General features: G+C 62.6%; 23 protein-coding genes. 7 read left to right on the top strand and 16 right to left on the bottom strand.

Annotated elements, in window-relative coordinates; all coding sequences use genetic code 11:
- The 8 genes from rrtA to BLS51_RS14590 form a co-directional block, all read right to left on the bottom strand.
- Window positions 1–519, bottom strand: a complete 519-nt coding sequence (gene rrtA / locus BLS51_RS14625; RefSeq protein ID WP_090184563.1) for a rhombosortase — start codon at window positions 517–519, stop codon at window positions 1–3.
- Window positions 497–1,327: a rhombotarget lipoprotein gene (gene rhlP, locus BLS51_RS14620; protein ID WP_090184566.1), complete on the bottom strand. Its 831-nt coding sequence runs from the start codon at window positions 1,325–1,327 to the stop codon at window positions 497–499. The genes rrtA and rhlP overlap by 23 nt, the downstream gene beginning before the upstream one ends.
- Before the next feature lie 72 nt (window positions 1,328–1,399).
- Window positions 1,400–1,909: a redoxin domain-containing protein gene (locus tag BLS51_RS14615; RefSeq protein ID WP_090184568.1), complete on the bottom strand. Its 510-nt coding sequence runs from the start codon at window positions 1,907–1,909 to the stop codon at window positions 1,400–1,402.
- A gap of 9 nt (window positions 1,910–1,918) precedes the next feature.
- The gene (locus BLS51_RS14610) at window positions 1,919–2,461 is read right to left on the bottom strand and encodes a carboxymuconolactone decarboxylase family protein (RefSeq protein ID WP_090184571.1); all 543 of its coding nucleotides are present in this window, start codon (window positions 2,459–2,461) and stop codon (window positions 1,919–1,921) included.
- Window positions 2,462–2,507: 46 nt separating this feature from the next.
- Window positions 2,508–3,161 carry a MarR family winged helix-turn-helix transcriptional regulator gene (locus BLS51_RS14605; RefSeq protein ID WP_090184723.1) on the bottom strand — a complete coding sequence of 218 codons (654 nt, stop codon included), beginning with the start codon at window positions 3,159–3,161 and terminating at the stop codon, window positions 2,508–2,510.
- A 64-nt stretch (window positions 3,162–3,225) separates the two neighbouring features.
- Window positions 3,226–5,328: a TonB-dependent receptor gene (locus BLS51_RS14600; RefSeq protein ID WP_090184574.1), complete on the bottom strand. Its 2,103-nt coding sequence runs from the start codon at window positions 5,326–5,328 to the stop codon at window positions 3,226–3,228.
- A 77-nt stretch (window positions 5,329–5,405) separates the two neighbouring features.
- Window positions 5,406–5,678, bottom strand: coding sequence for a hypothetical protein (locus BLS51_RS14595; RefSeq protein WP_090184577.1), 273 nt, complete (start codon window positions 5,676–5,678; stop codon window positions 5,406–5,408).
- Between the two features lie 89 nt (window positions 5,679–5,767).
- The gene (locus tag BLS51_RS14590; RefSeq protein WP_090184580.1) at window positions 5,768–6,430 is read right to left on the bottom strand and encodes a LuxR C-terminal-related transcriptional regulator; all 663 of its coding nucleotides are present in this window, start codon (window positions 6,428–6,430) and stop codon (window positions 5,768–5,770) included.
- A 155-nt stretch (window positions 6,431–6,585) separates the two neighbouring features.
- Here BLS51_RS14590 and BLS51_RS14585 point away from each other — a divergent pair, with 155 nt between their 5' ends.
- Complete coding sequence (locus BLS51_RS14585) at window positions 6,586–7,239, top strand: response regulator (RefSeq protein ID WP_373994331.1); 654 nt, start codon at window positions 6,586–6,588, stop codon at window positions 7,237–7,239.
- Here the strand turns inward: BLS51_RS14585 and BLS51_RS14580 are convergent, their stop codons facing one another.
- Entirely contained in the window at window positions 7,240–10,245 is a 3,006-nt protein-coding gene (locus tag BLS51_RS14580; RefSeq protein ID WP_090184586.1) for a ligand-binding sensor domain-containing protein, read from the bottom strand.
- A gap of 166 nt (window positions 10,246–10,411) precedes the next feature.
- Between BLS51_RS14580 and BLS51_RS14575 the strand changes: the two genes are divergently transcribed.
- From BLS51_RS14575 to BLS51_RS14560, 4 genes are read left to right on the top strand one after another with little or no spacing between them, the layout of a single operon-like run.
- Window positions 10,412–10,675, top strand: a complete 264-nt coding sequence (locus tag BLS51_RS14575) for a XapX domain-containing protein (protein WP_090184589.1) — start codon at window positions 10,412–10,414, stop codon at window positions 10,673–10,675.
- A complete protein-coding gene (locus BLS51_RS14570; RefSeq protein ID WP_090184592.1) occupies window positions 10,676–12,604 on the top strand; it encodes an amidohydrolase in 1,929 nt (642 codons plus the stop codon). It begins immediately after the preceding gene.
- Window positions 12,604–13,032 carry a DoxX family protein gene (locus tag BLS51_RS14565; protein ID WP_090184726.1) on the top strand — a complete coding sequence of 143 codons (429 nt, stop codon included), beginning with the start codon at window positions 12,604–12,606 and terminating at the stop codon, window positions 13,030–13,032. The genes BLS51_RS14570 and BLS51_RS14565 overlap by 1 nt, the downstream gene beginning before the upstream one ends.
- The gene (locus BLS51_RS14560) at window positions 13,019–13,675 is read left to right on the top strand and encodes a YoaK family protein (RefSeq protein WP_090184595.1); all 657 of its coding nucleotides are present in this window, start codon (window positions 13,019–13,021) and stop codon (window positions 13,673–13,675) included. Before BLS51_RS14565 ends, BLS51_RS14560 begins: the two co-directional genes overlap by 14 nt.
- Here BLS51_RS14560 and BLS51_RS14555 read toward each other — a convergent pair.
- Both BLS51_RS14555 and BLS51_RS14550 read right to left on the bottom strand, forming a co-directional pair.
- On the bottom strand, window positions 13,672–14,304 hold the full coding sequence (locus BLS51_RS14555) for a response regulator (RefSeq protein WP_175472585.1): 633 nt from the start codon (window positions 14,302–14,304) through the stop codon (window positions 13,672–13,674). The two genes, BLS51_RS14560 and BLS51_RS14555, sit on opposite strands and share 4 nt — an antisense overlap.
- Window positions 14,305–14,348: 44 nt before the next feature.
- The gene (locus BLS51_RS14550) at window positions 14,349–15,284 is read right to left on the bottom strand and encodes an MBL fold metallo-hydrolase (protein WP_090184600.1); all 936 of its coding nucleotides are present in this window, start codon (window positions 15,282–15,284) and stop codon (window positions 14,349–14,351) included.
- 112 nt (window positions 15,285–15,396) lie between these two features.
- Here BLS51_RS14550 and BLS51_RS14545 point away from each other — a divergent pair, with 112 nt between their 5' ends.
- Window positions 15,397–16,365, top strand: coding sequence for a LysR family transcriptional regulator (locus tag BLS51_RS14545; protein ID WP_090184603.1), 969 nt, complete (start codon window positions 15,397–15,399; stop codon window positions 16,363–16,365).
- Between the two features lie 3 nt (window positions 16,366–16,368).
- Here the strand turns inward: BLS51_RS14545 and BLS51_RS14540 are convergent, their stop codons facing one another.
- The 5 genes from BLS51_RS14540 to BLS51_RS14520 form a co-directional block, all read right to left on the bottom strand.
- A complete protein-coding gene (locus BLS51_RS14540) occupies window positions 16,369–17,325 on the bottom strand; it encodes a tetratricopeptide repeat protein (protein ID WP_090184607.1) in 957 nt (318 codons plus the stop codon).
- 67 nt (window positions 17,326–17,392) lie between these two features.
- Window positions 17,393–18,847: a PepSY-associated TM helix domain-containing protein gene (locus BLS51_RS14535; protein WP_090184610.1), complete on the bottom strand. Its 1,455-nt coding sequence runs from the start codon at window positions 18,845–18,847 to the stop codon at window positions 17,393–17,395.
- Window positions 18,847–21,237, bottom strand: a complete 2,391-nt coding sequence (locus BLS51_RS14530) for a TonB-dependent siderophore receptor (protein WP_229207603.1) — start codon at window positions 21,235–21,237, stop codon at window positions 18,847–18,849. The genes BLS51_RS14535 and BLS51_RS14530 overlap by 1 nt, the downstream gene beginning before the upstream one ends.
- Before the next feature lie 80 nt (window positions 21,238–21,317).
- Window positions 21,318–22,307 (bottom strand): FecR domain-containing protein, encoded by a 990-nt coding sequence (locus tag BLS51_RS14525; protein WP_090184616.1) that lies wholly within the window; start codon window positions 22,305–22,307, stop codon window positions 21,318–21,320.
- A gap of 10 nt (window positions 22,308–22,317) precedes the next feature.
- Window positions 22,318–22,848, bottom strand: a complete 531-nt coding sequence (locus BLS51_RS14520; protein ID WP_090184619.1) for a sigma-70 family RNA polymerase sigma factor — start codon at window positions 22,846–22,848, stop codon at window positions 22,318–22,320.
- Between the two features lie 354 nt (window positions 22,849–23,202).
- On the opposite strand from BLS51_RS14520, the gene BLS51_RS14515 reads away from it, so the two are divergent.
- A complete protein-coding gene (locus BLS51_RS14515) occupies window positions 23,203–23,646 on the top strand; it encodes a hypothetical protein (RefSeq protein WP_090184622.1) in 444 nt (147 codons plus the stop codon).
- The last annotated feature ends 351 nt before the right edge of the window (window positions 23,647–23,997 follow it).

The following is a 23,997-nucleotide window of genomic DNA, read 5'->3' as shown; positions in this document are numbered from 1 at the left end:
CTATACTACGACCTTGTGGGAAGGGGCGAGCCTGATCGTCAGGGCGACGATGGCGCCCAGCAGGTGCGCCTGCCAGACCACCCGGACGTCCTCTGGGAGGCCAGACCATGGCGCTGCAAGGCCGCCGGCTTCGGCGGCGATCTTGGCCAATAGCGTGACGGCTAGCAGGAGCAACGCCGTACGTCCACCCATGCCGGAACGCGGCCAGAGCGTGCGTGCCGCCAGCACCACCAGCATGACGGCGATGCCGGAAGCGCCGCGATAGTGCAGGCATTCCGGCGCGAGCAGCAGCAGGCCAGCGCTGATCAGTGGCGTCGCCATCGCCAGCAGGAGAGTCAGGCGCCGCCAACCAACCGTGGGAAGGACGATGGCACTGGCAATCAGCGCAGTGGCAAAGTCGACCAGCGCATGCTGTGCCGAGTAATGGACCAGGTGCCCGGTCCACAGGCGCCAGATTTCGCCCGCCAACATGGCCTGGCGGTCGAATTCCAGCAGTTCAGCGGCGGCGGCCAACGGCATAGGCCACGCCACCCAACAGCATTGCCATCGCAAGGCTGATCCAACCCATGGCGCCGCCGCCTTTGTAGCCGGCCTTGTTTTCAACCTGGTAGGCGGCGTTGTTCTTGATGCGTTCACGGAAGCCATCCAGCTCCGATTGCAGCGCCGGCACCAACTGATCGAGCGCGCGCTCGTAGCCTTCGCCGCCGGCCATGCGCGACTTCGCGCTCAGGCCGGACAGGCTGGCACTCCCCTTGACGCGGCTGGTGCCCGGCGCGCGTAACAGCAACTGGTGCGTTCGGACGTCGAACACGGCGGCATCCAGCATGGTTTGCACGTCATATTGTTCGCCCTGAACCACATAGGCGCCGATGATGGTCCAGTACAGTACCGACAGCGCATTGCTGTCGTTGAACTGCACCTGGTCGTAGGAGAGCAGGGTGACGACTTCCACGTCGAACATGCGTGCCACCTGTTCAAGGTTGGTGAAGCCGCCCTTGGCCTTCAGGTACTGCGAGGGGATGATTTCGATCTTGCCGATGTACTCGTGGCGGGAGAAGGAGTCGCGCACGCGTTCCAGCAGTTTCATCTTCGCTGCTTCAGGCAGGCCGTTGTTCCAGTTCGAGCCTGGCACGAAGGCGATGCCCACCTTGACTGGTGGCCGCAGTTTTACCACGGTCGGCGTCAGCGCCGGCGGCGTCCTGGCGTCCGGGTACAGATAATCGACAATGCTGCCGGTTTGCTTGATGCCGCTTGGACTGCGCCACATCGCGCAACTGCTCAATGCTGCTGCGGCGATGATCATCGCCAGGGTTTTTAGTAATCTCATCTGCCTCTCCTCACCGTAACTGAGCAAGTATAAACCGACAAGACCGGGACAGAAACCCTGGCGATCGAGGTATCAGCGTATGCTGCAGGCGGTATCGTCGCACTGCACCTGCTGCGCTGTGCTTTCTGCCACCAGTTGGCCGATGAGAGCACCGACCTTGATGTCGTCGGCGCGGCCGAAGTGGTGCAGCCGCAGCCGTCCCTGGCGATCGATGACCAGCAACGTCGGCGTACCGCGCAGCTGGTATTCGTCCATGGTCAGCGGAATCGGCCCGTGGGCCGACGGCTGGTCTATCGCCACCGGGAAGTCGATGCGGTACTCGTGCACAAAGGCTTCCAGTGCGGCGCGGTTCATCACTTCATGGTGCTCGAACACCGAATGCAGTCCGAGCACCGCCACATCCTGTTGGTCGAACGCGGCGCGGATGGCCTTGGCCTGCGGGATGCCGTGCGCAACGCAACCGGGGCACAGCATCTGGAAGGCGTAGATCACCACGACCTTGCCGCGCAACTGTTCCAGCGACAGCGGCCGGGCGGTGTTCAGCCACGACGCAACCTGGAGTTCGGGGGCGATAGAGTTCATGGCCGCTCCTTATTTGGCGCGCAGCTTGACCGATGGGAAGTCGACCGGCACCTTGAACGCCACGTTGACGTAGTTGGTGAACAGGTTCAGCGCCACGTGGGCCAGGATCTCGACGATTTCTTCGTCATTGAAACCGGCGTCGCGCAAGGCGGTCACTTCTTCATCGCTGATCTGCGCGCGGTTGTTGACCACGGCGGTAGCGAAGCGCAGGGCGGCGGCGGTTTTCGGATCGCTCGACTGGCCGGCTTGGGCAGCTGCCATTTCTTCGGCGCTGGCGCCAGCCTTGCGGCCCAGCGCGGTGTGCGCGGCCAGGCAGTATTCGCATTCATTGCGGTCGGCGATGGCGACGGCGATCTGCTCGCCGAGCTTGGCGTTGATGACGCCGCCGCCCAGCGCGCCGAACGAGCCCCACATCGATTTCAGCGCGGCGGTCGAATTGGCGACGGCCTTGAACATGTTAGGGGTGACGCCGAAGGCGCCGTTGATTTGAGCCAGCAGTTGTTGACGTTCGCCGGTGGTATCGGCAGGGGTAACGAGAGCGATGCGAGACATGATAGGACTCCTAATTAAAATAGTTAAAAAAACGAGTGAGAACAAACTAAGCAAAAACTTTCCAGTTACGCGCCTTGGCTGCCGGATCGGCCGGCTCGTGTTCAAGGCAATCCGTGCGCAACAGCGGCACCGACAGCGGCGCATTCACCAGCTTGCAGTGGTGCGGCGCTGGCTTGCCTGGATGCGCGTTCGGTTCAAAGAACCGGCACGACAGGCAGGCACGCATTTCGGGGAAGCGATCTGTTTTCTGCAACTGCGCGATCAGTTTGAATAAACCGGTCAGCAGCTCCGCCTGTTGTGACGCAGGCAGGGCGGCAGCGGCTTGTTCCGCAAAACCCAGGGCACTACCGATACGGGCCGCCATGGCCGCGCCTTCCGGTGTAAGGAATAGCGCGGTGGCACGGCCGTCATCTTCTGCGCGCGCCTTGTACAGCAAACCCTTGGACACCAAGGCAGAAACCGAATCGCTGGCACTGGCGGCGCTGATCGACAACTGCGCAGCGAGCCAGGACAGGCGCACACCCTGTTTCCGGCCTTGCAGCAGTTGCAGCATCTCGGCCTGGGTGGGATTCAGATTCTCGGCCGTGGCAAACTCCCACATACCGGAACGCATCACACTGGCGATGCGTCCGATAGAGGTAACGATACGGGCCGAAACGTCCGGTGTATCCTGCCACAGCTTGTTAGATTTGGTGTCCATGTCCTGCATCATACACCCAAAAATGGATTTGTCAAGGACTCCTAATCAATTGCCGGCATTTGAATTAGAAGCTGGTTGAGATGCCGGCGTAGAGCGAGCGGCGTTCGCCGTATTGCGGGGCGCCGACACCGACACCTGAGCCGTCGCGCAGCAGGTAGACCTTGTCGAAAGCGTTGACCAGCGCCAGGCGGCCTTCGACCGTGCCGACCGGCGTGGCTTTCCAGGTGTGCGTCAGTGCCAGGTTGACGGTGGTGTAGTGCGGCAGGTGGCCGGAGTTGGGCGCGCCGTCGTCCGGTGTCATGCGCAGGCCGCTGCCGTACAGGACGTCGCCGCTGATCTGCGAGTCACCCCAGTGGTAATGGGCGCCGCCGGATACCGTGACAGTCTGGTCGTGGTCAACGTGGATGTAGTGGTTGGCGATATACGCCAGTTCGTCCGGCCCGAACAGCGATTGGCCGGAGGTGATGTTGCTGCCTTCCGCCTTCTGCGTGGTGAAGTTGAGGAAGCCGCCCCAGTCCTTCTGGCTGTACACCGCCGACAGTTCCAGACCCTTGGCGTAGCCACGGTCGTAGTTGAACGGCGACAGGATCAGCGCCTGGCCGAACTGGCCTTCGTCCAGCATGTTGCGGATCTTCTTGTAGTAGGCGTCTGCCGTCATCGTCAAGGCGCTGGTCACCTGGTGGCTGATGCCGACGTCATAGTAGTTGGTGCGCTCGGACTTGACGTTGTCTGATACCGCCACTTCAGGCGCGTTCGACGTGCCCGCGTATTTGTCGATGCTGGACTGCGCCGCCAACTCCTGCGGCGGCGGCGTGAAATAGCGCGAGTATCCGGCATGCAGCGCCGTGCCCTTGGCCAGCTGGTAGGCGAGGTTGATGCGCGGGCTCCACTGCTGCTCGTTGACGTAGGCGTCCACCATGTCGAAGCGCACACCGTAGTTGATCGTCAGCGGCGCGCCGATATGCCATTCATCCTGCAGGTAGACGCTGGACAGCTTGCCTGTCTTGCTGCTGTTGTCGATGATGGTGCGCGGGTCGGTGCTGGCTTGCGTGCCATCGTCGTTCAGGTCGAACACGCCAACCGTGTTGTCGCTGTGCGTGGTCTGGCGCGTGTAGGCCAGGCCGGTGCGCAGCGTATGCGTAGCATTCAGCTTGTAGCTGGCGTCGAATTGCAGGCCGTTTGCGGTATTCGAGCGCAGCGTGTTGGAGGCGACGCCATTGTAGGCCAGATCACCGATCGGGTCCGGCGTGTAATGCAGCTCCGAATACTGATGGAAGCCAGACAGCTGATAATTCAGATCGCCGACACTTTTTTGCAGCGATAGCACCAGGAAGCGATTCAGCTCGCGCTGGCGCTCATCCAGTTGCGAGGAGTCGGGCACGCTGGCGCCGCCAACGGCAAACGATGGCTGCTGGTCGGGATTGTTGGGAATCTGGAAGCGGCCGTTGTAGGTGCCAAACATCAGGCCCAGGCGGGTGTTATCGTCCACGAAGTAGGACAGGGTGCCGAAGGATTTGGCCTGGCGCGTTTCGTCGTGCACCGCGCTGCGCGTCGGCAGCGGATTCTCGATGCCGAGATTATTCGACAGGTAGCTGCCGGACAGGTAGTAATTGAACGCTCCCTGCGTGCCGAAGAACTCCGCGCTCGGTTGCACATAATCGTGACTGCCGACCAATACGCCGATCCGCCCGCCGGACTGCGGCTGTCCTTCCTTGGTCTGGATATCGACGATGCCCGACGTACGCAGGCCGAATTGCGCCGGCAGCGCGCCGGTAATGAAATCGGTCGATGCCACAAAGCGCGTGTCGATCGACTGGCCGAAGCCGCTGATCGACTCCGGCAGCTGCACGCCGTTGACGCGGTACTGCACATTGGCGTGATCGTCGCGCACGTGGATCGAGCCGGAGCCCTTCGAATCCTGGCTGACGCCGGGAAGCCGCAGCAGCACTTCGTTGAACGGCGTGTTATCGCCCTGGCCCAGTTGGTCGACCATGTGCTTGTCGATGCTGTAGATGGTGGTGCCGACATTCGGCGACAAATCGATACGCGCGCTTTTCAGGTGCGCGGCGGTGACTTCCACCTGCGGCAGGACGCCATCGTCGTCGGCGAACGCCTGGTGGGTGGAGAAAATGGTGGCCAGCAGCAGCGGCAGGGTACGGAGTTGCATATTAAATCCTTGGAATGTTCAGGCGTGGCGATGCGGCAGCCTTGCAGGGCTGCGCAACGATCAGTAATCAGAATCGGTCAGGAGAAAACAGCAACGCCGGGCGGCGCGTGGGAAGGCGGAGTGAGATAGCTGGTTTGCGCGACATGCACCACCGTGATTGGCGCCAGCACCGGCAGGGCGGCTTGCGGAGGCAGCGGCGCAAGCGATACGGACATCGGCGGTACGCCGCCAACCGGCAGGTCGGCGATGACGCAAGCGGCACAATCAGGTTCGTGCTGCGCGTAGTCGTGGTTGTGGGAAGCGACACCAATCAGCTGCAACGCCAGGAACAGCAGGACGAACAGCATCATGACGCGTTGACAACGCGTCTGGCGATGTGCTGCGCTGGTGGTGAGTTTCGGGCCGTGCATCCGGTGATTTTACAACGGAATCGATGCGTTCAGTGTGGTTGATGCGCATATGGCTCGCCGACCAGGCCGCGCCGTGTGGCCAGCACTACCGCGTGCGTGCGTGCTGTTGCGCCAAGCTTGTCAAAAAGGCCTTTGACATGGGTTTTCACCGTGCCCACGCCGATGCCCAGCTCGCGCGCGATCGACTTGTTGCACTGGCCTTGTGCCAGCAGTTGCAGCACGTCCGTCTCGCGGCTGGTCAGGCCGATGCGGGTGAAGCTGTCGGCCACGCAGCGGCTTAGTTCCGCGCTCAGGTAGCGCATGCCGCGGCTCAGCGTGCGCACGGCGGTCAGCAACTGTTCGGTGTCCGAGTTTTGCAGCAGGTAACCGTGCACGCCGGCCATCATGGCGGTGCGCACTTCCCATTCGCGTTCCAGCTGCGTCACGATCAGCACGCGCGGCTGATGCTCGCCATGGTGTGCGGCGGCGCTGCGGCGCATGTGTTCCAGGCCGCTGCGATGATCGAGGATGATGACGTCGGCGGTGCGGTGCGCGGCCAGTTGATCGCCGCCGAACGCGATGTGCATGTCGCTGTGCGCGCCGAGCAGCGCGGCCAGGCCGGCGTTGACGATCGCGTCGCCGTGCGCAATCAGCACTTTAACCTGGTCGCCTTGCTGGGCGATGCTGTTGGTGCTGCCGGTGTTCACTAGCATGTCACTCTCCCTTGTATGAATGTGTTGAAGATTAAGCCCTCCTGTCGTTTTTGCCACGCCCCGATCCGGGAGGGGCTTCCTACCCAGATGGAGGTATAGGCAAAAGCTTGCACATGTGTCATGCTGGCGCTAGATGCCCGAATTTTAATCACGAGATGCCCATGAATCCCCCGCCTATCACCATCCTGAGCGTGGATGACCATCCAATGTTCCGCGAGGGGATCGCCAGCGTCATCGCTGACGAAGAAGACATGCTGCTGGTGGAGGAAGCCACCAACGGCGTGCAGGCGGTGGACGCTTACCGCCGGCTGAAGCCCGATGTCACGCTGATGGATATCCAGATGCCCGACATGAACGGCATCGACGCCACGCTCGCCATCCGCAAGGAGTTCCCCAACGCCCGCATCGTGGTGCTGACCACCTACGAGGGCGACGTGCTGGCGCAGCGCGCGATCGCCGCCGGCGCGTCCGGCTACCTGTTAAAGAGCATGCTGCGCAAGGAGCTGCTGGCGACCATCCGCTGCGTGCATGAGGGACGGCGCAGCATCCCGCCAGCGGTGGCCAGTGGTATCGCCGAACATTGGCATGAAGGTGCGTTGAGCAAGCGCGAAGTGGAGGTGCTGCAGCTGGTGGCCGGTGGCCAGAGCAACAAGCGCATCGGCATGCACCTGGTGATTTCCGAAGAAACGGTCAAGGTGCACATGAAGAGCATCCTGGCCAAGCTGAATGCCAGCGACCGCACGCACGCGGTCACACTGGCGATTGAACGCGGCATCCTCGACCTGCATTCGTGCGGCTTGATGCAGTAACTACGCCGCCTCGCGCAGCAGCCAGCGCCGCAGCGTGCCTGGCTTGCGCTGGTAGACTGCCGCACCCGGCGCGCATACCTGCACCACCGTGCCCATGCCGGGCCGGCACCACAAATCCAGCGCGGCGCTGATCTTCAGCGCGCGTTCACGCATCCCCAGCAAGCCCCAATGGCCCGGACGTTCGCCGGTCGCCAGCACCTGTTCGCCGATGCCGCGTCCATCGTCGCGCACGCGCAGCGTGAAGCTGCTGACCGCATAGCCCAGTTCCAGTTCGATGCGCTTGGCGCCGGCGTGGCGGAAGGCGTTCAACAGCGCTTCGCGGCCGATGTGATACAAGTGCTCGCGTCCCTCGTCGGTCAGGGCGGTTTGCTGGCCGGTGACGATCAGCGCGAAGTCGGCCGCGTGATCCTCGCGCAGCTCCTGTCCCAGCTCGCCGAACATATGCGGCAGGTCGTTGTGATGCGTCTGCACGCTGCGCAGGCCGCGCACCTGATTGCGGCCCTCGGCGATCACCAGGTCGGCCTGGTTGAGGATCTTTTCCACCAGCTGGTAGGCGTCGCCATCCGGCGGCAAGCGCCGCAACAGCGTCTGCACGCGCAGCATCAGGCCTTGCACGCTTTGCAGGAAGGTGTCGTGCAGCGTTCGGGCGATGCGCTCGCGTTCATCGGCGCGGTCTTCCAGGCGCCTGCGCAGTTGACGGGTGACGTGGCGCAGCCGCAGGCGGTAGGCACACCACAGCAGCAATCCGGTCGCCAGCGCGCACAGCAACTTGAACCAGATGGTTTCGATGAAGGTCGGCGGGATGTGGAAGGTCAGCGTGGTTTCCTGCGGCGTCCAGACACCATCCTCGTTGGCTGCCAGTACGCGGAAGCGGTATTCGCCCGGTTCCAGATTGGTGTAGAAGGCCTGGCGGCGCGCGCCGGGGTCTTGCCAGTCGCGGTCGACGCCATCGAGCCGGTAGCGGAAGCGCACGCGCTCCGGCACGCTCAGGCTCAACGCGGTGTAGTCGATGCGCAGGTTGTTGGTGGACTTCGGCAGCCTCAGGCCAGCCAGGGGACTGTAGTGCTGCTCGCCCACCACCAGATCCTGCACCAGCACCGCCGGCGGCACCGCATTGCGGGTAATCTGCGTGGGATTGATCCAGTTGATGCGGTTGGCGGTCGCCATCCACAGCAGGCCGTCGTCGGCCAGCACCAGCGAAGGCATGGGCCGCAGCTGCGAGGCCGCGCCCAGTAAGCCGTCGTGGGCGTCGAATCGTTCGTAATCGACTTCGTAGCCTGGCGTGGCCATGGCGAGCCGCAGCTGCTCCACGCTGATGCGCGTCAGTCCCTCGGTGCCGAACAGCCACAGATCGCCTGCCGCTGTGCGGGCGATGCCGGATACGCCGCGGAAGATTTCGCCCTTGCGTCCATGCAGCGGCAGGAAACGACGGCCGTCAAACCACGCCACGCCGCGCTCACCGCCAGCCCACAGCTGTGTGCCGCTGCGGTACAAGGTCAACACATTGCCCAGCTCCAGTCCCTGATCAGTGCCGTAGATGGTGACCTGGCCGTGATCCATGCGGGCGATGTGGTTGCGGATGTAAGCTGCCCACAGCGCACCGTCCGCGCCTTCGGCCAGGCTGGTGGGGAACTGGTCGGCGCTTTCTGGCGCCGCCAGTTGCAACGCCGGCTGGCGCTGCCAGGCGCCGTCCTTCAACAAATACAAGCCTTCCTTGACGATGGAGACCCACAGGCCGCCGCCGGCCGCGCGGCTCATCGCCTGCACCTCATAGCTTTGCGCTTCAGGCGGCAGCGGATGGCGTTCCACGCGGTCGCCATCCACACTCCAGACTTCCTCGCCATTGCCGGCCCACAGCACGCCGGCCGGATCGCGGTACAGCGCCGAGATGCGGCCGGACAGCACGTTGCGCCGCTCGCCCTCAGGGCCCAGCACGTGCAACGCGCCCAGGCGGTCGCCGGCCCAGACGCCGTCGCCGTTGGCGGCGGCGATGGCTGGGTGGTTGAAGGTGGTGTTCAGCGGCAGCGTCAGCAGACGGTTGCGGCGGAAGCGGTTCAGGCCCGCCGAGGTGCCGATCCACACATTGCCCTCGCGGTCCTGGAAAAAGCTTTGCGGCAGGCCGCCGTTCAGGTCCTGCGGCAGCAACGGGCCCTTGCTGCCGGCTGCGCGTCGTTCCAGGCCGCCAGCGCGGAACAGCCACTGATTGCCGTCGCGGTCGAAATACATATTGGTGCCGAGCAGCGCCGGCCTGGCGGCGGCTTCACCGGACGGGGCTTCGGCTTGCACCCGGTAATAGCTGTCGACGTCCGACGCCCACAGCGTGCCGTCCGGCGCCAGCGCGATACCGCTCAGGTCCCCGCGCGGCCAGGCGGGGCGGAACGGCGAGCGGGTGTCGGCCCGGCTATAGATACCGCCCTGCATGGCCGCCCACTGGCGGCCGCTTTTATCGAACAGCACCTGGCGCGCGCGCCGTGGGGGCAGCCCTTCGTCGGCGCCGACTGTCACAAAGCGCTGGCCTTCCAGCCTTGCCAGGCCGTCGCGTGCGGCAATCCATAACACGCCGTCCGGCGCGCGGGTAATGCTGGTGATGGCGCCCGCCGGCAGGCCCTGACCGGCGGCGTAGTGGCGTACCTGGCCACGGTGGAAGTGGCTGATACCGCCGCCCATGCGGTAGCCGACCCACAAGCCGCCTTCCGGTGGCGCATATAGCGTGCGGACATTGGAGGACAGCAGGGCGTGGCCTTGGACGCTGTCCATGCGCTCATAGCGCATGCCGTCGAAGCGGTACAAGCCGGTGCCGGCCGCCATCCACAGCCAGCCATCGCTGGTCTGCGTGATGCTGAGGATATCGACCGGTGCGCTATCCAGCGCGCCCCAGGCGGTGTGGGTGAACTGGTCAAGCAGCCGCGCGGCGGGTTGCTGCGCCTGCGCAGGGGCGAGACACAGCACGCCGCACAATGCAGCGGCGGCGGCATGCAGGAGCAGGAATGCGCGTGCTGTCGTCATAATCCGGGCTGTAGAGGGAACGTGGTCATTTTAGCACCTATTGATGCGCAAGTTGATCCCCCCCAAAAGAGGGGGCAAGTATCGATCAATACCGGGGATGTGGGAAATGGTAGCTATCACTACACTATGCGCACGATTTAACTACTTACTGGAGTCACGCTAAATCATGAAAATGTATATCGTATCGATTGCCGTCGGCCTGCTTGTAGGCTTGATCTACGGTTTCCTCAACGTCCGTTCGCCAGCACCACCGGTGATTGCACTGGTTGGCCTGCTTGGCATGCTGGTCGGCGAACAGCTGCCGCCGCTGTTGCGCCAACTGTGGCAGCCAGACGCGCCGAAAGTCTCGTGGATCGAAGACCACGTCAAGCCGCATTGCTTTGGCCAACTGCCAGGCGCACAAAAAACCGATGACACACGGAGCACCTAAATGACGCAAGCAACCCAAACGCCAGACCTGATCCTGCACCGCGGCCTGTTCACCACGCTGGACCGCAGCAACCCGACCGCCGAAGCGGTGGCCATCAAGGACGGCAAGTTCATCGCCGTTGGCCGCGCCAACGAGGTGATGGCGCTGGCTGGCCCGAATACCAAAATCGTCGACCTGCACGGCAAGCGCGTGCTGCCAGGCCTGATCGACAACCACTGCCACATCATCCGTGGCGGCCTGAATTTCAACCTGGAGCTGCGCTGGGACGGCGTGCGCTCGCTGGCCGACGCCATGGCCATGCTGAAGGCGCAAGTCGCCATCACGCCGGCGCCGCAATGGGTGCGCGTGGTGGGCGGCTTCACCGAACACCAGTTTGCCGAGAAGCGCCTGCCGACCATCGAGGAACTGAACGCGGTGGCGCCTGATACGCCGGTGTTCATCTTGCACCTGTACGACCGCGCGCTGCTGAACGGCGCCGCGCTGCGCGCCGTCGGCTACACCAAGGACACGCCGGAGCCGCCGGGCGGCCAGATCCTGCGCGATGGTTCGGGCAACCCGACCGGCCTGCTGCTGGCCAAGCCGAATGCGGCCATCTTGTACTCGACGCTGGCGAAAGGCCCGAAACTGCCGCTGGAATACCAGGTCAACTCGACCCGCCACTTCATGCGGGAACTCAATCGCCTGGGTATCACCGGCGTGATCGACGCCGGTGGCGGCTTCCAGAATTATCCGGAAGACTACCAGGTGATCCAGCAGCTGTCGGACGAAAAACAGCTGACTGTGCGCCTGGCCTACAACCTGTTCACGCAAAAACCGAAGCAGGAAAAAGAAGACTTCCTGAACTGGACGCAAAGCGTCAAGTACCAGCAGGGCGACGACTACTTCCGCCACAACGGCGCCGGCGAAATGTTGACCTTCTCGGCGGCCGACTTCGAAGACTTCCGTGAGCCGCGTCCAGACATGCCGCCAAATATGGAAGACGACCTGGAAGGCGTGGTGCGCGTGCTGGCGCAGAACCGCTGGCCATGGCGCATGCATGCCACCTACGACGAAACCATCAGCCGCGCGCTGGATGTGTTCGAGCGCGTCAACCAGGATATCCCGCTGCAAGGCTTGAACTGGTTCTTCGACCATGCCGAAACCATTTCCGACCAGTCGATCGACCGCATCGCCGCGCTGGGCGGCGGTATCGCCGTGCAGCACCGCATGGCCTACCAGGGTGAATACTTCATCGAGCGTTACGGCCACGGCGCTGCCGAAGCCACGCCGCCGATCAAGAAGATCCTGGAGGCGGGCGTGAAAACCTCGGCCGGCACCGACGCCACCCGCGTCGCTTCGTACAACCCGTGGGTATCGCTGGCCTGGATGATTACCGGTAAAACCGTCAGCGGCGCGCAGCTGTACCCGCGCGCGAATTGCCTGGACCGCGAACAGGCACTGCGCATGTGGACCGAAAACACCACCTGGTTCTCCAACGAGGAAGGCAAGAAAGGCCGCATCGAAGTGGGCCAGTTGGCCGACATGATCGTGCCGGACAAGGACTTCTACGCCTGCGCCGAAAGCGAAATTTGGGACCTGACATCCGAGCTGACGCTGGTGGGCGGCAAGATCGTCTACGCGGCCGGCCCCTTCGCCAGCCACGACCTGCCACCACCGCCGGCCATGCCGGACTGGTCGCCGGTGCGCCGTTTCGGCGGCTACGCTGGCTGGGGTGAGAAGCAGGGCACCAGCCGCGCCGCGCTGAAGGAACTGGAACAGCGCCAGTTGAAGCAGAAACGCGAACGCGAACAGCAGGCTGCCGCCTGCGGCTGCGCCAACAACTGCAATGTGCACGGCCACCAGCACGCCAACTCGTGGGGCAGCAAGGCGCCGGTATCGGACCTGAAGAGCTTCTGGGGCGCGCTGGGTTGCGCCTGCTGGGCAGTGTGATGCGCGCCGCCTATGTTGCGACGTCGTCCACGGCGCTGCGCTCGCCGTGGATAGGCCGGGTATGCCTGTTGCTGCTGTGCGCCGCCTATCTTCAGGGCGGCATCAACAAGCTGACCGACTTCAGTTCGGCCATCGCCGAGATGCAGCACTTCGGCCTGGCGCCGGCGGCGCCGTTGGCGGCGCTGGTAATCGTGTTGGAGCTGGGCGCCTCGGCCGCCATTCTCACCGGCTATTACCGCTGGCTGGGCGCGGGTTTCCTCGGTGTGTTCACGCTGATGGCCACCTTCGTCGCCAACCGGTTCTGGGAGATGGGCGGCCAGGAGCGCTTCATGGCGGCAAACAGTTTTTTTGAGCACCTGGGCCTGACCGGCGCCTTCCTGCTGGTGGCCTGGCTCGATTTGCAGAAAGGTAGTAATGGAACGCGGTGATATCAAACAAGGCGTAGCGCTGGGCTTTTTGGCCGGCTACGTCGACACGCTGGGCTTTGTCGGGCTATTCGGCCTGTTCACGGCCCACGTAACAGGCAACTTCGTCTTGATCGGCCGTGCGCTGATCGAGCCATCGCAATCGATCGCCATCAAGCTGATGGTGTTCCCGGTGTTCATATTGTTTGTCGCACTGGCGCGGCTGGCGATTGTGCACTGGGAGCGCAGCGGCAGCAAGGTGCTGCGCAACAGCTTCCTGTTCCAATTGTTCATGATGCTGGTGACGGTGCTGTGCGCATGGCATGCGGCGCCGGTGGTGGAAGCCTCCGCGCCACTGACGCTGTTGACCGGCATGCTGTGCGCCGGCGCGATGGCGGTGCAAAACTGCTACGGCAAGCTGTTGCTGGGTAAAACCGCCGCCACCACCGTCATGACGGGCAACGTCACCACGCTGGTGATCGAGGCAGTGGATTCGATGCGTGGCGATCCGGACGCAATCGCCCGTTGCCGCAAGCTGACCTGGCCGGTGCTGGCGTTTGCCGCCGGCTGCATGCTGGGTGGCGTGGCGTTTATCTACACCGGCTTCCATGGCTTGCTGCTGCCATGCGTGTTGCTGGTGTGGCTGGCCGCGTCGGCCAAGGATTAAATCGAAATAATCCCGCGTTTGAGGGCGATCGTCACCGCGTGTGTACGGTCGTTCGCGGCCAGTTTGGCCAGCACGTTCTTCATGTGAGCCTTGACGGTTTCCTCGGAAATCGACAGGCGCTCGGCGATGCGGCGATTGGAGTGTCCACTCGCCGCATGATTCAACACTTCCATTTCGCGCGTGCTCAACGGACCCTGGCCCATGTGCTGGGCCAGTTCCATCGCAATCTCCGCCGGGATGCGGCGCTGCCCCATGTGCACGCCGCGCACCGTGTCCAGCAAATCCTTGCGCAAGGTGCTCTTCAACAGGAAACCGGCGGCGCCGCCTTGCACGGCGCGCAGGATCTGCGCATCGCCCTTGTAGGTGGTGAGCATGACCACGCGCGCATTGTGATGCTCGCGGCGGATCTCATGCAGCGCGCCGACGCCATCCAGTTCCGGCATGGCGATATCCATGATGGTGACATCGGGCCGCAGCTGCCCGTAGGCGGCCACGGCCTCGCGGCCATTACATGCTTCGCCCACCACGCACATATCGGTCTGGCTGGAGATAGCCTCACTCAGGCCGGCTCGCAGCAAGGGGTGATCGTCAACGACGAGCACGGAAATAGGGCGGGGGGAAGTACTCATATCCATACGACTAATTTTACAGAATTTGCTGACGTGCTGCTGACTTAGCGCAGTTGCGAGTAGGTGACAGGCAGCCAGTCGTAACCCTTGCCGTCGACGCGCAGATGGCCCAGGCCGGGGAAGGACAAGTGGGCAGCGCCAACCAGCGCGCCTTCCCTGGCGACCGCCTGGAACACCTTGGCGCGCGCGCCGGCAGCGGACTTGGCATCGCTGTCGAAGCCGATGGTGACTTCCGGATGTTCCAACTGCACCGCCGCCACGTGGATCAGGTCACCCACCAGCACCAGTTTCTTGCCCTTGCTCTCGAAGGTGTAGATGGTGTGGCCCGGCGTGTGGCCGTAGCTGGAGGTGGAATGCACGCCGGGGGCCAGCTCGGTGTCGCCTTTGAACGGCTTGAGGTGCTGGGCGGCGGCATATGGCGACAGCGAGGCGATGGCGCCCTGGAAGAAGCCCTTGCTGTCGGCCGGTGCCTTGTCCAGGTTGGCCTGGCTCAGCCAGAAATCGGTATCGCGCTGGTCGGCGCGGACGATGGCGTTAGGGAACACCAGTTGGCTGTTGGTAGCAAGGCCGCCGACGTGGTCCGGGTGCAGGTGGGTCAGGTAGATTTCATCGATCTGCTCCGGCTGGTAGCCGGAAGCCTTGATGTTGGCCAGCAGCTTGCCCAGCGTCGGACCGAACAGGCCGCCAGCGCCGGTGTCCACCAGGATCAGCTTGCCGCCGGTGTTGACCAGGAAGGCGTTGACCGAGGCTTCGGTCGGCACCGACTGATAGTTGCGCGCCAGCGCTTTTTTGGTGACATCGGCTGATTGGTGCAGCAGCTTGTCGAAGGGCAGGTCGACGGTGCCGTCGCTGATGGCGGTGACTTCAAAGTCACCCAGCATCACACGGTGGAAACCCGGTGCGTTGGTGCCGGCCAGTGGGGCGGCGGCGGAAGCAGAGCCGGCCATGACCAGGGCGGCGAGGAGAGCGGTAAGTTTCATGTTGTTGTCCTTAACAATTCATTGATGAACGAAGTATGCATCTTTGCAAAAAATGGCACAATATGGAAAAAGGCAAATGCGATTTGCTGATTATGCAAAGATGGGATGAGAGATGATTGATTCGTTGAGGTGTTTTGTTACCGTTGTGGAACTGAGCAGCTTGTCCAAAGCAGCGATACAGCTGGAAATGGCCGTGTCCTCGGTCTCGCGCAAGTTGGATGCGCTGGAAACCGAACTGGGCGCACGCCTGCTGCTGCGCAGCTCGCGCCAGGTGGTCGTGACGGATGCCGGAGAACGCTTTCTGCCACGCGCCCGCAATATCCTGGCCGAACTGGCGGAGGGCCGGAGCGCGGTGCAGGAACTGGACACCGAGCCGCGTGGCCTGCTGACGGTGACAGCGCCGGCCGCGTTCGGCCGCCTGCATGTGGCGCCAGCCATCGCCTCGTTCCTGCAGCGCCATCCGCTGATCGAAATCGACCTGCACGTCAGTGACGATGTAGTGGACCTGTCGGCGCGCCGCGTGGACGTAGCGGTGCGCGCCGGCGTACTGCCGGCCAGCGACCTGGTGGCGACGCATCTGGCCGGCATGAACCGCGTGGTCAGCGCCAGCCCGGCTTATCTGGCACGGCACGGCTGGCCGCAGACGCCGGAAGACCTGCTGCAGCACCAGTGCCTGACAGTGAACGGACGCGTGCCGCCGCGCGGCTGGTGGCGCTTCAAAGGCGTCAATGATTATCAGCCCTTGCCGGTGAAGGGGAATTTGCGCTGTGACGATACCGATTCGCTGCTGCACGCCGCCATCGGTGGCGCTGGCATTGTCCACCTGGCGAACTGGCTGGCCAGCGAAGCGATCGTCTCCGGCCAGCTGGTGCCGGTATTTCCGATGCTGCCGATTGAAAGAGAGGTGACGCCGCGCCGCGATCCGAACGAACCGGCGATCCATGCGGTGCACATGCCCGGGCGTTCAAACCAGGGCAAGGCACAGCTGTTGATACGGCATTTGAAGGAGTATTTTGGCAGTCCCGCTTACTGGGACCTGGCGATGGAAGCTGCCGGGGCGGGCGAGCGCCGCGCCCCGTAATAGTTAATCCCAGTCGCCGCCGCCACTATCGCCGCCGCCTCCGCTGCCACCGTCATCCCAGCCGCCGCTGACGCCGAAGTCATTGCCGCCCATATCGTCGCGGCGCAGCAGTTCATCGCGCGAAGCGGGATCATCGTAGACGATGTCATTGCGCGGCTGGTCGTGCGAGGCCGCGTTGGCTTCGTTATGGTTGCCGGTGAACTGGCGTGCAATTGCCTCCGCCGCCACAAAGCCCGCGCCCACCGCAGCGCCGGTCGCCAGGCCGCCCATGATGCGCGAGCCCATGCCCGGCTGCTGCTGTTGAGGATAGCCCGGCTGGCCGTAGCCTTGCTGCTGCGGATAACCCTGCTGGCCCCAGCCAGCCTGGTTGACACCCTGTTGCGGGTTGCCGCCCGGCGCATAGCCAGGCTGCGTGCCTGGATTGTAGCCGGCCGGGTTGTACGGGTCATTCATGGACTGCTGCTGTTGGCGGCGCTGCATGAAGCGCGTCGCCAGCCAGATGAAGCCTGCCAGGCCCAGGCCGATGATCAGGATGCCGCCGAAGGAGAAGCCTTTGCTTTCAGGCTCCCTGGCGTAACCGCCGCTTTCATAGCCGCTGCTGCGCACCGGCTGCTGGGCGTAGGTCTTGCTGCCCTGGTCGAGCATGCCGCGCAGCTTGGACACGGCTTCCGGCTTCACTTTCGGCAGGCCGGGCGCCAGTTGCTCGGCCTTGGCCAGCGAGGCGCGGGCGGATTCAAACTGGCCTTGCTTGGCTTGCAACTCCGCCTGGACGAAATAGGCGGTGCCGCTTTTCGGGTGCGCGGCGATGACCTGGTCGAGCATGCCCTGCGCCTCGGCATATTTGCCGGCGCTGGCGGCCGTATAGACCTCCTGGACAGTGGGCTCGGCGGCAAAAATAGGCGCCGACAGCGCCAGGGCGCTTGCCAGCAAAGTAATACGTGCAATGGATTTAGCCGTCATGTCATACCTCCTAGTGAAGACACGCATAAGATGATGGTAGTTTAGGCTATTTTCAAGGAAGTGAAGGTTAGCCTATGCTTAAGTGCGTGCGCTTGCACACATCGCGACACTTAATAAATGCCCAGGCCAGGCACAGGAAGGCCATGTCGAAGATGGGGAACGCGCGCGGAGCCGCCAGCGCATCGACCACTGCCAGCGATGTCCATAAGAGGGCGGCTGTCAGCCACTGCTCTTGCCAGGAGCGCGAGGCCGGCCGCCAAGCCGCATGCACCACGCTCGCACCCCAACAGAGAAAGAAGCAGTGAATTTCCCATTGCGCGCGATCTGGCATCGCTAATGGCAGCAGGCGATTCGCCAGCATGAATGCCGCAACCGCACTGGCCAGGCCCGCGATGCACGCCACATTGCCGCGTTCAACGATGCGCCGGCCAGCGCCTTGCCGCTTGGCTGTCCATAGGAGCATGCCGGTGGCGACCATTGCCGCGCCCAGCATGCTGCTCAGGAAATACAGGCAGCGCAATACGGGATCGGCATAACGCCCCAGATGCAGCGCATATGCCGCACCCCACGTCGTCAGCGCGGGACTGGCGCTCTCGTGCCTGGCCAGCTGCGTGCCACTGACGCCATCAAACAGCAGATAGGACGGACTGACCGACAAGCGGCCGGTGTCGCTGCGCGCAATCGCGATCCGTGCCGACGCATCGCCCGGATGCGTAACGATGATGCGGCCGATGCTGTCCTTTCCCCATTGTGCCGTGGCCTGCGCCATCAGCGGCGACACGTCGGTCAACGGCGCTGCTTGGCCGCTGCGCGCCGGCGTATCGAAGCGAACCTGCATGACTTTCGCCAGTTCGGAACGCGCCTGTTGGCCGAACACCGCCGTCGCGCCCCATGGCATGTAGGTGAACATCAGCGTCACCAGGCCGGTATAGACGATCATTAAATGAAACGGCAGGCCCAGCACCGAGCCCACGTTGTGTGCATCCAGCCAGGAACGTTGCCCTTTGCCAGGCCGGAAGGTGAAGAAGTCACTGAAGATCCGCCGGTGCACGATGATGCCGCTGACCATGACCACCAAGGCCATCATCGCGCATAAACCGACGATCCAGCGGCCCAGCGTGCCGGGCAGGTAGTGCAAGGAAAAATGCAGGTAGTAGAAGAACTCACCGCCTTCGGTATCGCGCGGATGGAGCAGGGCGCCGCTGGCCGGGGCCAGTAGCGCGCGTTGATAGTCGTCGCCGCTTTCCCAGGCGGCGTCGATCACGTTGCTGCGCGCGCCCGGCAGATTGATTTGCCATTGTTCGGCGCCGCCAGCCTGTTGTGCCAGCGTGGCCAACGCGCGCTGCGCCGTTTCGGTTTGATCGAGCATGGCTGGCCGCGCGGGGATTTCCGGGCGCAGCCACTGCGTCAGTTCATCGCGAAAATAGCTGATGCCGCCAGTGATGAAGATGGCGTACAGCAGCCATCCCGCCAGCACGCCGGCCCACGTGTGCAGGCCGGCCATCGACTGCCTCAGCCCCATCAGAAGCGGTAGCTGGTGCTCACGTTGACGGTACGCTCGGCATTGCGATAGCAGAAGGTGCCGTCGCAATCCAGCAGGACCTGTTTGTTGAACAGATTATTGACGTTGAGCGAGAAACGCCAAGGTCCTTGTTCCCAGCCCAGGGCGCCATCGATCATGCCGAAGTCAGGATTGGTGATGTTCTCGTTCGAATAGTCCTGATACGAGCGTGCTTTGCCGAAGTAACGCACACCCAGCGCGGCGTGCGCCAGCGCTGTATCGGTCGGGCGGAAATTGTACTTGGCCCATACCGATGCACTATGCTTGACTGCACCTGGCTGCGACAAGCCGCGATCGCCATTATTACTTTGCCTGATTTCCGAATCCAGATAGGTGTACTGGGCGACGATGCTGAGATTGCGCAGGATATCAGCGCGCGCTTCCAGTTCCACGCCCTGCGACCGTACTTCACCGGTTTGCACAATCGAATCCGGGTCCAGCGCGGCGGCGGTGGTGACGTTTTTACGCACGAGATTGAACACCGACGCCGTGTAGCTGACGTTGGCGTGATCCGGCTGGTAACGCAGGCCGGCCTCGAACTGGCGGCCGGTGGAGGGCTTCAGCAACTCGTTATTGATGTCGCGGCCAATCTCCGGCGAAAACGAGGTCGAATAGCTGACGTACGGTGCCCAGCCGGATTCAAACAGATAAACGCCACCAATCCTGCCGGTGGTCTTGCTGGCGGATTGGTTATAAGACTCGACAGAAGTGCCAGCTGCCGGCAGTACGCGGGTGTTGGAGTTTTCAGCACGGTCGTGACGCACGCCAGCGGTCATGACCCATTGATCCAGCTTCACCTGGTCTTGCAGATACAGTCCGGTTTGCTTCAGCGGATACAGTTCGTAGCGCGGCGAAGGCGATGCGACGATTGGCTGTTTGTCACCGTAGACCGGATTGTACAGGTCCATATTCGGCATTGGCGTGATGCTGTACGGGTAGCGATCGGTGGTCTTGTTGTCTGCATAGTCCACGCCTGCCAGTACACTGTGGGTCAGTGTGCCGGTACGGAAGTTGGCCTGTACGCGGGTGTCCGCCTGCAGGCCGCGCCAGGCCGAACCACGTGGATAGAAAAGGCGTGTGACGGAACGGCCATCGGCCAGCAATGCGCGCGGGAAGACGTTGGTTTCATCGCGATCCAGCTCGGTGTAGCGCAGGTTTTGCTGCACCATCCAGGTATCGTTGAAACGGTGTTCGAACTCATAGCCGAACATGTGGTTTTCGCGCTTCCAGCGGTTGTCCCTGCCGCCAAGGTTGACGCTGGCGGCAGGCTGGCCCTGCGGGCCGGGACGCCACAGCTGATTCGGCCAGGCGTAGGACTGGTCGTCTTTCTGATACTGTGCCAGCAGCGTCAGGCGCGTGGCGGCGTCGGGCTGCCAGGTCAGAGCCGGCGCCACATAAATGCGGTCGTCGCGATCAAAGTCCAGGCGCGTGCCGGAATCACGCCCCAGCATGGTCACGCGATAAGTCCATTCGCCACGCTCGTCCAGCGCGCCGCCGATGTCGGCCTTGATCTGCTTGCGGTCATAAGTGCCGTATTCGACGCCAATCTCGCGTACCGCGCTTGCCGAGGGACGCTTGGACACGGCGTTGATCATGCCGCCCGGTGGCGACTGGCCGTACAGCACCGAAGCAGGGCCGCGCAGCACTTCCAGCCGTTCCAGGCCGTAAGGCTCGATGGGGGCGGCGTAGGCGCGGCCGGACGTCAGCAGGCCGTCACGAAAGATGCCAGCGGTGCCCAGCTCGAAACCGCGCAGCATCGAGAATTCATCCACCGCCCACGGCTTCATGTTCGGCGTGACACCGGCGGTGTAGCGCAAGGCTTCATCCAGTGTTTCGACCTTGCGGTCGGCCAGTTCGTCGGCCGTCACCACCGATACCGATTGCGGATTTTCGATCAGGCGGATATCGGTCTTGGTCGCGGTGGCGCTGCGCCGGGCGACATAACCATCGACGTGATTCAGCGCGGTCTCGCGCTCGCCCTGTACTTTGACTTCCGGCAGCGCCAGTGGCGCGTTACCGCGTGGCGTGGACGGAATCGGCGCGCCTTCTTTCAACACATAACGCCCATTTCCTTGCGTGACCGCTTCCAGGCCACTGCCGGCCAGCAGGCGGCTTAGCGCCTCTTGCGGTGCCAACTGGCCTTGCAGGCCGGGGCTGTTCTTACCAGCCGTGAGCGCACCATCGGCCGCGACATACACGCCAGACTCGGCGGAAAAGCGGGCGATGACCGCGTTCAGCGGACCAGCGGGAATATTGTAGGATCGCGGCGCGACGTCAGCGGCAAACGTGAGGGCGGGGGCAGCAAGGGCCAGCATGCCGGCCAGAGCGTGTTGAGCAAAATGGGATGTCATACGAGCTTTCGGAAATGGAAAATGACTGTCTTCACTCTGCTTTCCGAACGACATCCAAAAAAGGGAACCACTTTTCGAAATTATTTTCTTGCCTTGACGCTGACCCACCACGGCATGACCGTGTGAACCTGCACCGGCAGCGCCGCCTCCAGCATGGCCAGTGCCTGGTCTGTATCGCGCAGCGGGAAACCGCCCACGACCCGCAGGCCGGCCACCGCCGGATCGCAAGCCAGATAGCCGTGACGGTAGCGGGATAGCTCGGCCAGGAACTCGTCCAGTGGCTGATCCTGAGCGATCAACATGCCTTGCGTCCATGCGTGGCGGGTGGTGTGCAGCGCGTTCGCCTTCGCAATGTGGCTGCGCGAGAACTGGGTTTCCTGTCCCGCATCGATGATGCGCGGCGCGAGCGTGGCATCGGCGGGCGTAATCTCCACACGTCCCTGGCTTACGCCCAACTGTGTGTGGCCATCAAATTGACGGACTTCAAAGCGCGTGCCCAGCGCGCGCATGGAGCCATGGCGGCTGCGCACGATGAAAGGGCGGGGCGGTTGTTGCGTATCCGGATGCGTCTCAACCAGGATTTCGCCCTGGTGCAGTATCAGCAGGCGTTGCCCGTCAGCGTAACGCTGATCCAGCACGGTATCGGTATTGAGCCACAGCTGAGTACCGTCGGCAAGCACCACCTTGCGGCTTTCGCCGACGCCAGTGCGGTGTGATGCCCCCAGCCCGGCAATCGTCGCCTGGAATGTCTCCTGACGCGCGACTTGCCAGCCGAGACCGGTTGTCACCGCCGTCAACACCAGTGTCTTGATAAACTTACGCCGCTTGCGCAATTGATGGGCGGCGTGCAGCGCGGAATCAGCGGCCTCTGGCGCCTCCTTGGCGAAGGACACGCCCTGGCTGATAGCCTCCACCCGCGCCCACGCGCTGCGATGGCTGGCGTCGCTGGCCAGCCAGGCCTGCCAGCGCCGGCGTTCGTCATCCTCGACCTTGCCGGAGCGGAAAACGGCAAACCACTCGGCGGCTTGCTCCAGCGTGGTGAAGGGAATGGCGTCCAGGCTGCGATCCATTGATGCCATCTCAGGACAGCGCCGCAGTGAAGGCGGCGCCGGCGGCCAGGCAATGCAGCATGGCCTGGGCCATGTATTTCTTCACCATGCGCTCGGATACCTGAAGCCGCTCGGCTATTTCGGCGTAGGTCAGATCATGCAGGTGCGCCAGCAGGAAAGCCGCGCGCGGCTTGTCCGCCAGGCTGGCCAGGATGCGATCGACTTCCATCAAGGTTTCGATAATGATGGCCTGATGTTCGGCCGAAGGCTGGAAGGTTTCCGGGCGATCCAGCAAGGCTGCTGCCCAGGCGCGCTCAATTTCCTCGCGTCGCCAATGATCGACGACTAAGCCTTTAGCGATCGTGGTCAGGTAGGCGCGCGGATTTTGCCGCGCATCCAGCTCGCGCGGACGGACCATCAGGCGCAGGAAAGTATCCTGGGTCAGGTCCTCGGCAGTGAAGGAACACCCCAGCTTCCTGCGCAGCCAGGCTTGCAGCCAACCGTGATGGTCGGCATACAGCGTATGCAACTGCGGCTGCGCAATGGACTCGAAGCCCGTCATTCGTCTGCACCTTCTGGAATGTGAATAATTCTCATTATTATATACCGAGGTGCACAGTGCGGCGAGGCCATAGCTCGGGATCGTCAATTTCTGATGATCGCTTCCGTTCAGCTGGCACGCTAGACGTACAGCACCATACATAGCATGTCTGGCAGTTGAAGATACTCCACGTGTCGATTGCACCCGCTTGCAGGTCGCGCAGGCGGGTGAGATTTCGCGTATTTTTCAGATGAGCAAGATGTTATTCTCTATGGCCAGGGGCCGAGTTCGGCCTAGCAGACATAGCTGCTTGCGACAGGAAGTAATAAGTGATGATCACATTTCGGCATTCCAGCCCTGTTTTAAGAAAAGGTCATGGCGAACTCTAAACAGCACGCAACGGATTGGTTGAGATTTTTGGTTGCGCAAGACTTGCCGTTTTCTGATGCTTTGAGCAACCAAGTCGCCATTGGCATGATTGGGGAGCTTTGCGCTTGTGGATGCCAAGGATTCGCATTTGAAGTACCTGAGGATGCCAACGTCTTGCCGCTCCAGGCGGGGGCTGGGGTATTTTATGAAGTGGTAGTAAGTTCTAATTTTTCGGAAGAAATTGATCTGCTATTGTTTACTGATGACCGGGGCTGCTTGAGTTGGATAGACGTGACCTACGGTGCGTGCAATATAGAGGCTATGCCGGAGGGGATTGAGCCCGGCCCCATCGTCAGCATTTGGCCGGGCACCCGCAAGGATTTACCAACTATCGAAGCTGTTGCGACGCAGCGCCAAGAAAAATGGTGGAAATTTGGTAGCCGACACTAACGGCCATAACCGGACAGCTGACTTCTCCGAATTTTATGAACCCTGACCCATGAACAAAAAATATCTTGTAACCCTTCCTTTCGGCGCTGGCGTTGGAACTGTTGTTCATCAACTGCTAATGAACGGTTTTTCACATGCAGACTGGTCTAGGGTCGTAACAGTGACACTTGTGACGTTTCTTGTGACGTTCCCTGTAGTTTATTTCTCCCAGCCTAAAAAGTAAGAGGCCACATTCGGCCAGCAGCGGACATTGGACAGGGAGCAGTTACAGCCAACCCCATGGCGAACATACTCTAATCAGGCGTATTCAGGCACACCGACAGGTGATTCACGCAAGACACCGTATGCGCA

Source organism: Duganella sp. OV510 (genome assembly GCF_900100205.1).
Taxonomy (GTDB): Bacteria; Pseudomonadota; Gammaproteobacteria; order Burkholderiales; family Burkholderiaceae_D; genus Rugamonas.
The sequence above is the reverse complement of the archived record's forward strand: the minus strand, read 5'-3'. Positions and strand labels throughout refer to the sequence as shown.

What these genes read in the sequence shown, in the direction of transcription:
- BLS51_RS14580 (WP_090184586.1), bottom strand. Translation starts at nt 10,245, where the DNA reads ATGACGACAGCACGCGCATTCCTGCTCCTGCATGCCGCCGCCGCTGCA.
- BLS51_RS14525 (WP_090184616.1), bottom strand. Translation starts at nt 22,307, where the DNA reads ATGGATCGCAGCCTGGACGCCATTCCCTTCACCACGCTGGAGCAAGCC.
- BLS51_RS14615 (WP_090184568.1), bottom strand. Translation starts at nt 1,909, where the DNA reads ATGAACTCTATCGCCCCCGAACTCCAGGTTGCGTCGTGGCTGAACACC.
- rrtA (WP_090184563.1), bottom strand. Translation starts at nt 519, where the DNA reads ATGCCGTTGGCCGCCGCCGCTGAACTGCTGGAATTCGACCGCCAGGCC.
- BLS51_RS14515 (WP_090184622.1), top strand. Translation starts at nt 23,203, where the DNA reads ATGGCGAACTCTAAACAGCACGCAACGGATTGGTTGAGATTTTTGGTT.
- BLS51_RS14555 (WP_175472585.1), bottom strand. Translation starts at nt 14,304, where the DNA reads ATGAGTACTTCCCCCCGCCCTATTTCCGTGCTCGTCGTTGACGATCAC.
- BLS51_RS14600 (WP_090184574.1), bottom strand. Translation starts at nt 5,328, where the DNA reads ATGCAACTCCGTACCCTGCCGCTGCTGCTGGCCACCATTTTCTCCACC.
- BLS51_RS14610 (WP_090184571.1), bottom strand. Translation starts at nt 2,461, where the DNA reads ATGTCTCGCATCGCTCTCGTTACCCCTGCCGATACCACCGGCGAACGT.
- rhlP (WP_090184566.1), bottom strand. Translation starts at nt 1,327, where the DNA reads ATGAGATTACTAAAAACCCTGGCGATGATCATCGCCGCAGCAGCATTG.
- BLS51_RS14520 (WP_090184619.1), bottom strand. Translation starts at nt 22,848, where the DNA reads ATGACGGGCTTCGAGTCCATTGCGCAGCCGCAGTTGCATACGCTGTAT.
- BLS51_RS14575 (WP_090184589.1), top strand. Translation starts at nt 10,412, where the DNA reads ATGAAAATGTATATCGTATCGATTGCCGTCGGCCTGCTTGTAGGCTTG.
- BLS51_RS14530 (WP_229207603.1), bottom strand. Translation starts at nt 21,237, where the DNA reads ATGACATCCCATTTTGCTCAACACGCTCTGGCCGGCATGCTGGCCCTT.
- BLS51_RS14595 (WP_090184577.1), bottom strand. Translation starts at nt 5,678, where the DNA reads ATGATGCTGTTCGTCCTGCTGTTCCTGGCGTTGCAGCTGATTGGTGTC.
- BLS51_RS14585 (WP_373994331.1), top strand. Translation starts at nt 6,586, where the DNA reads ATGCCCATGAATCCCCCGCCTATCACCATCCTGAGCGTGGATGACCAT.
- BLS51_RS14535 (WP_090184610.1), bottom strand. Translation starts at nt 18,847, where the DNA reads ATGGGGCTGAGGCAGTCGATGGCCGGCCTGCACACGTGGGCCGGCGTG.
- BLS51_RS14590 (WP_090184580.1), bottom strand. Translation starts at nt 6,430, where the DNA reads ATGCTAGTGAACACCGGCAGCACCAACAGCATCGCCCAGCAAGGCGAC.
- BLS51_RS14545 (WP_090184603.1), top strand. Translation starts at nt 15,397, where the DNA reads ATGATTGATTCGTTGAGGTGTTTTGTTACCGTTGTGGAACTGAGCAGC.
- BLS51_RS14540 (WP_090184607.1), bottom strand. Translation starts at nt 17,325, where the DNA reads ATGACGGCTAAATCCATTGCACGTATTACTTTGCTGGCAAGCGCCCTG.
- BLS51_RS14570 (WP_090184592.1), top strand. Translation starts at nt 10,676, where the DNA reads ATGACGCAAGCAACCCAAACGCCAGACCTGATCCTGCACCGCGGCCTG.
- BLS51_RS14605 (WP_090184723.1), bottom strand. Translation starts at nt 3,161, where the DNA reads ATGGACACCAAATCTAACAAGCTGTGGCAGGATACACCGGACGTTTCG.
- BLS51_RS14550 (WP_090184600.1), bottom strand. Translation starts at nt 15,284, where the DNA reads ATGAAACTTACCGCTCTCCTCGCCGCCCTGGTCATGGCCGGCTCTGCT.
- BLS51_RS14560 (WP_090184595.1), top strand. Translation starts at nt 13,019, where the DNA reads ATGGAACGCGGTGATATCAAACAAGGCGTAGCGCTGGGCTTTTTGGCC.
- BLS51_RS14565 (WP_090184726.1), top strand. Translation starts at nt 12,604, where the DNA reads ATGCGCGCCGCCTATGTTGCGACGTCGTCCACGGCGCTGCGCTCGCCG.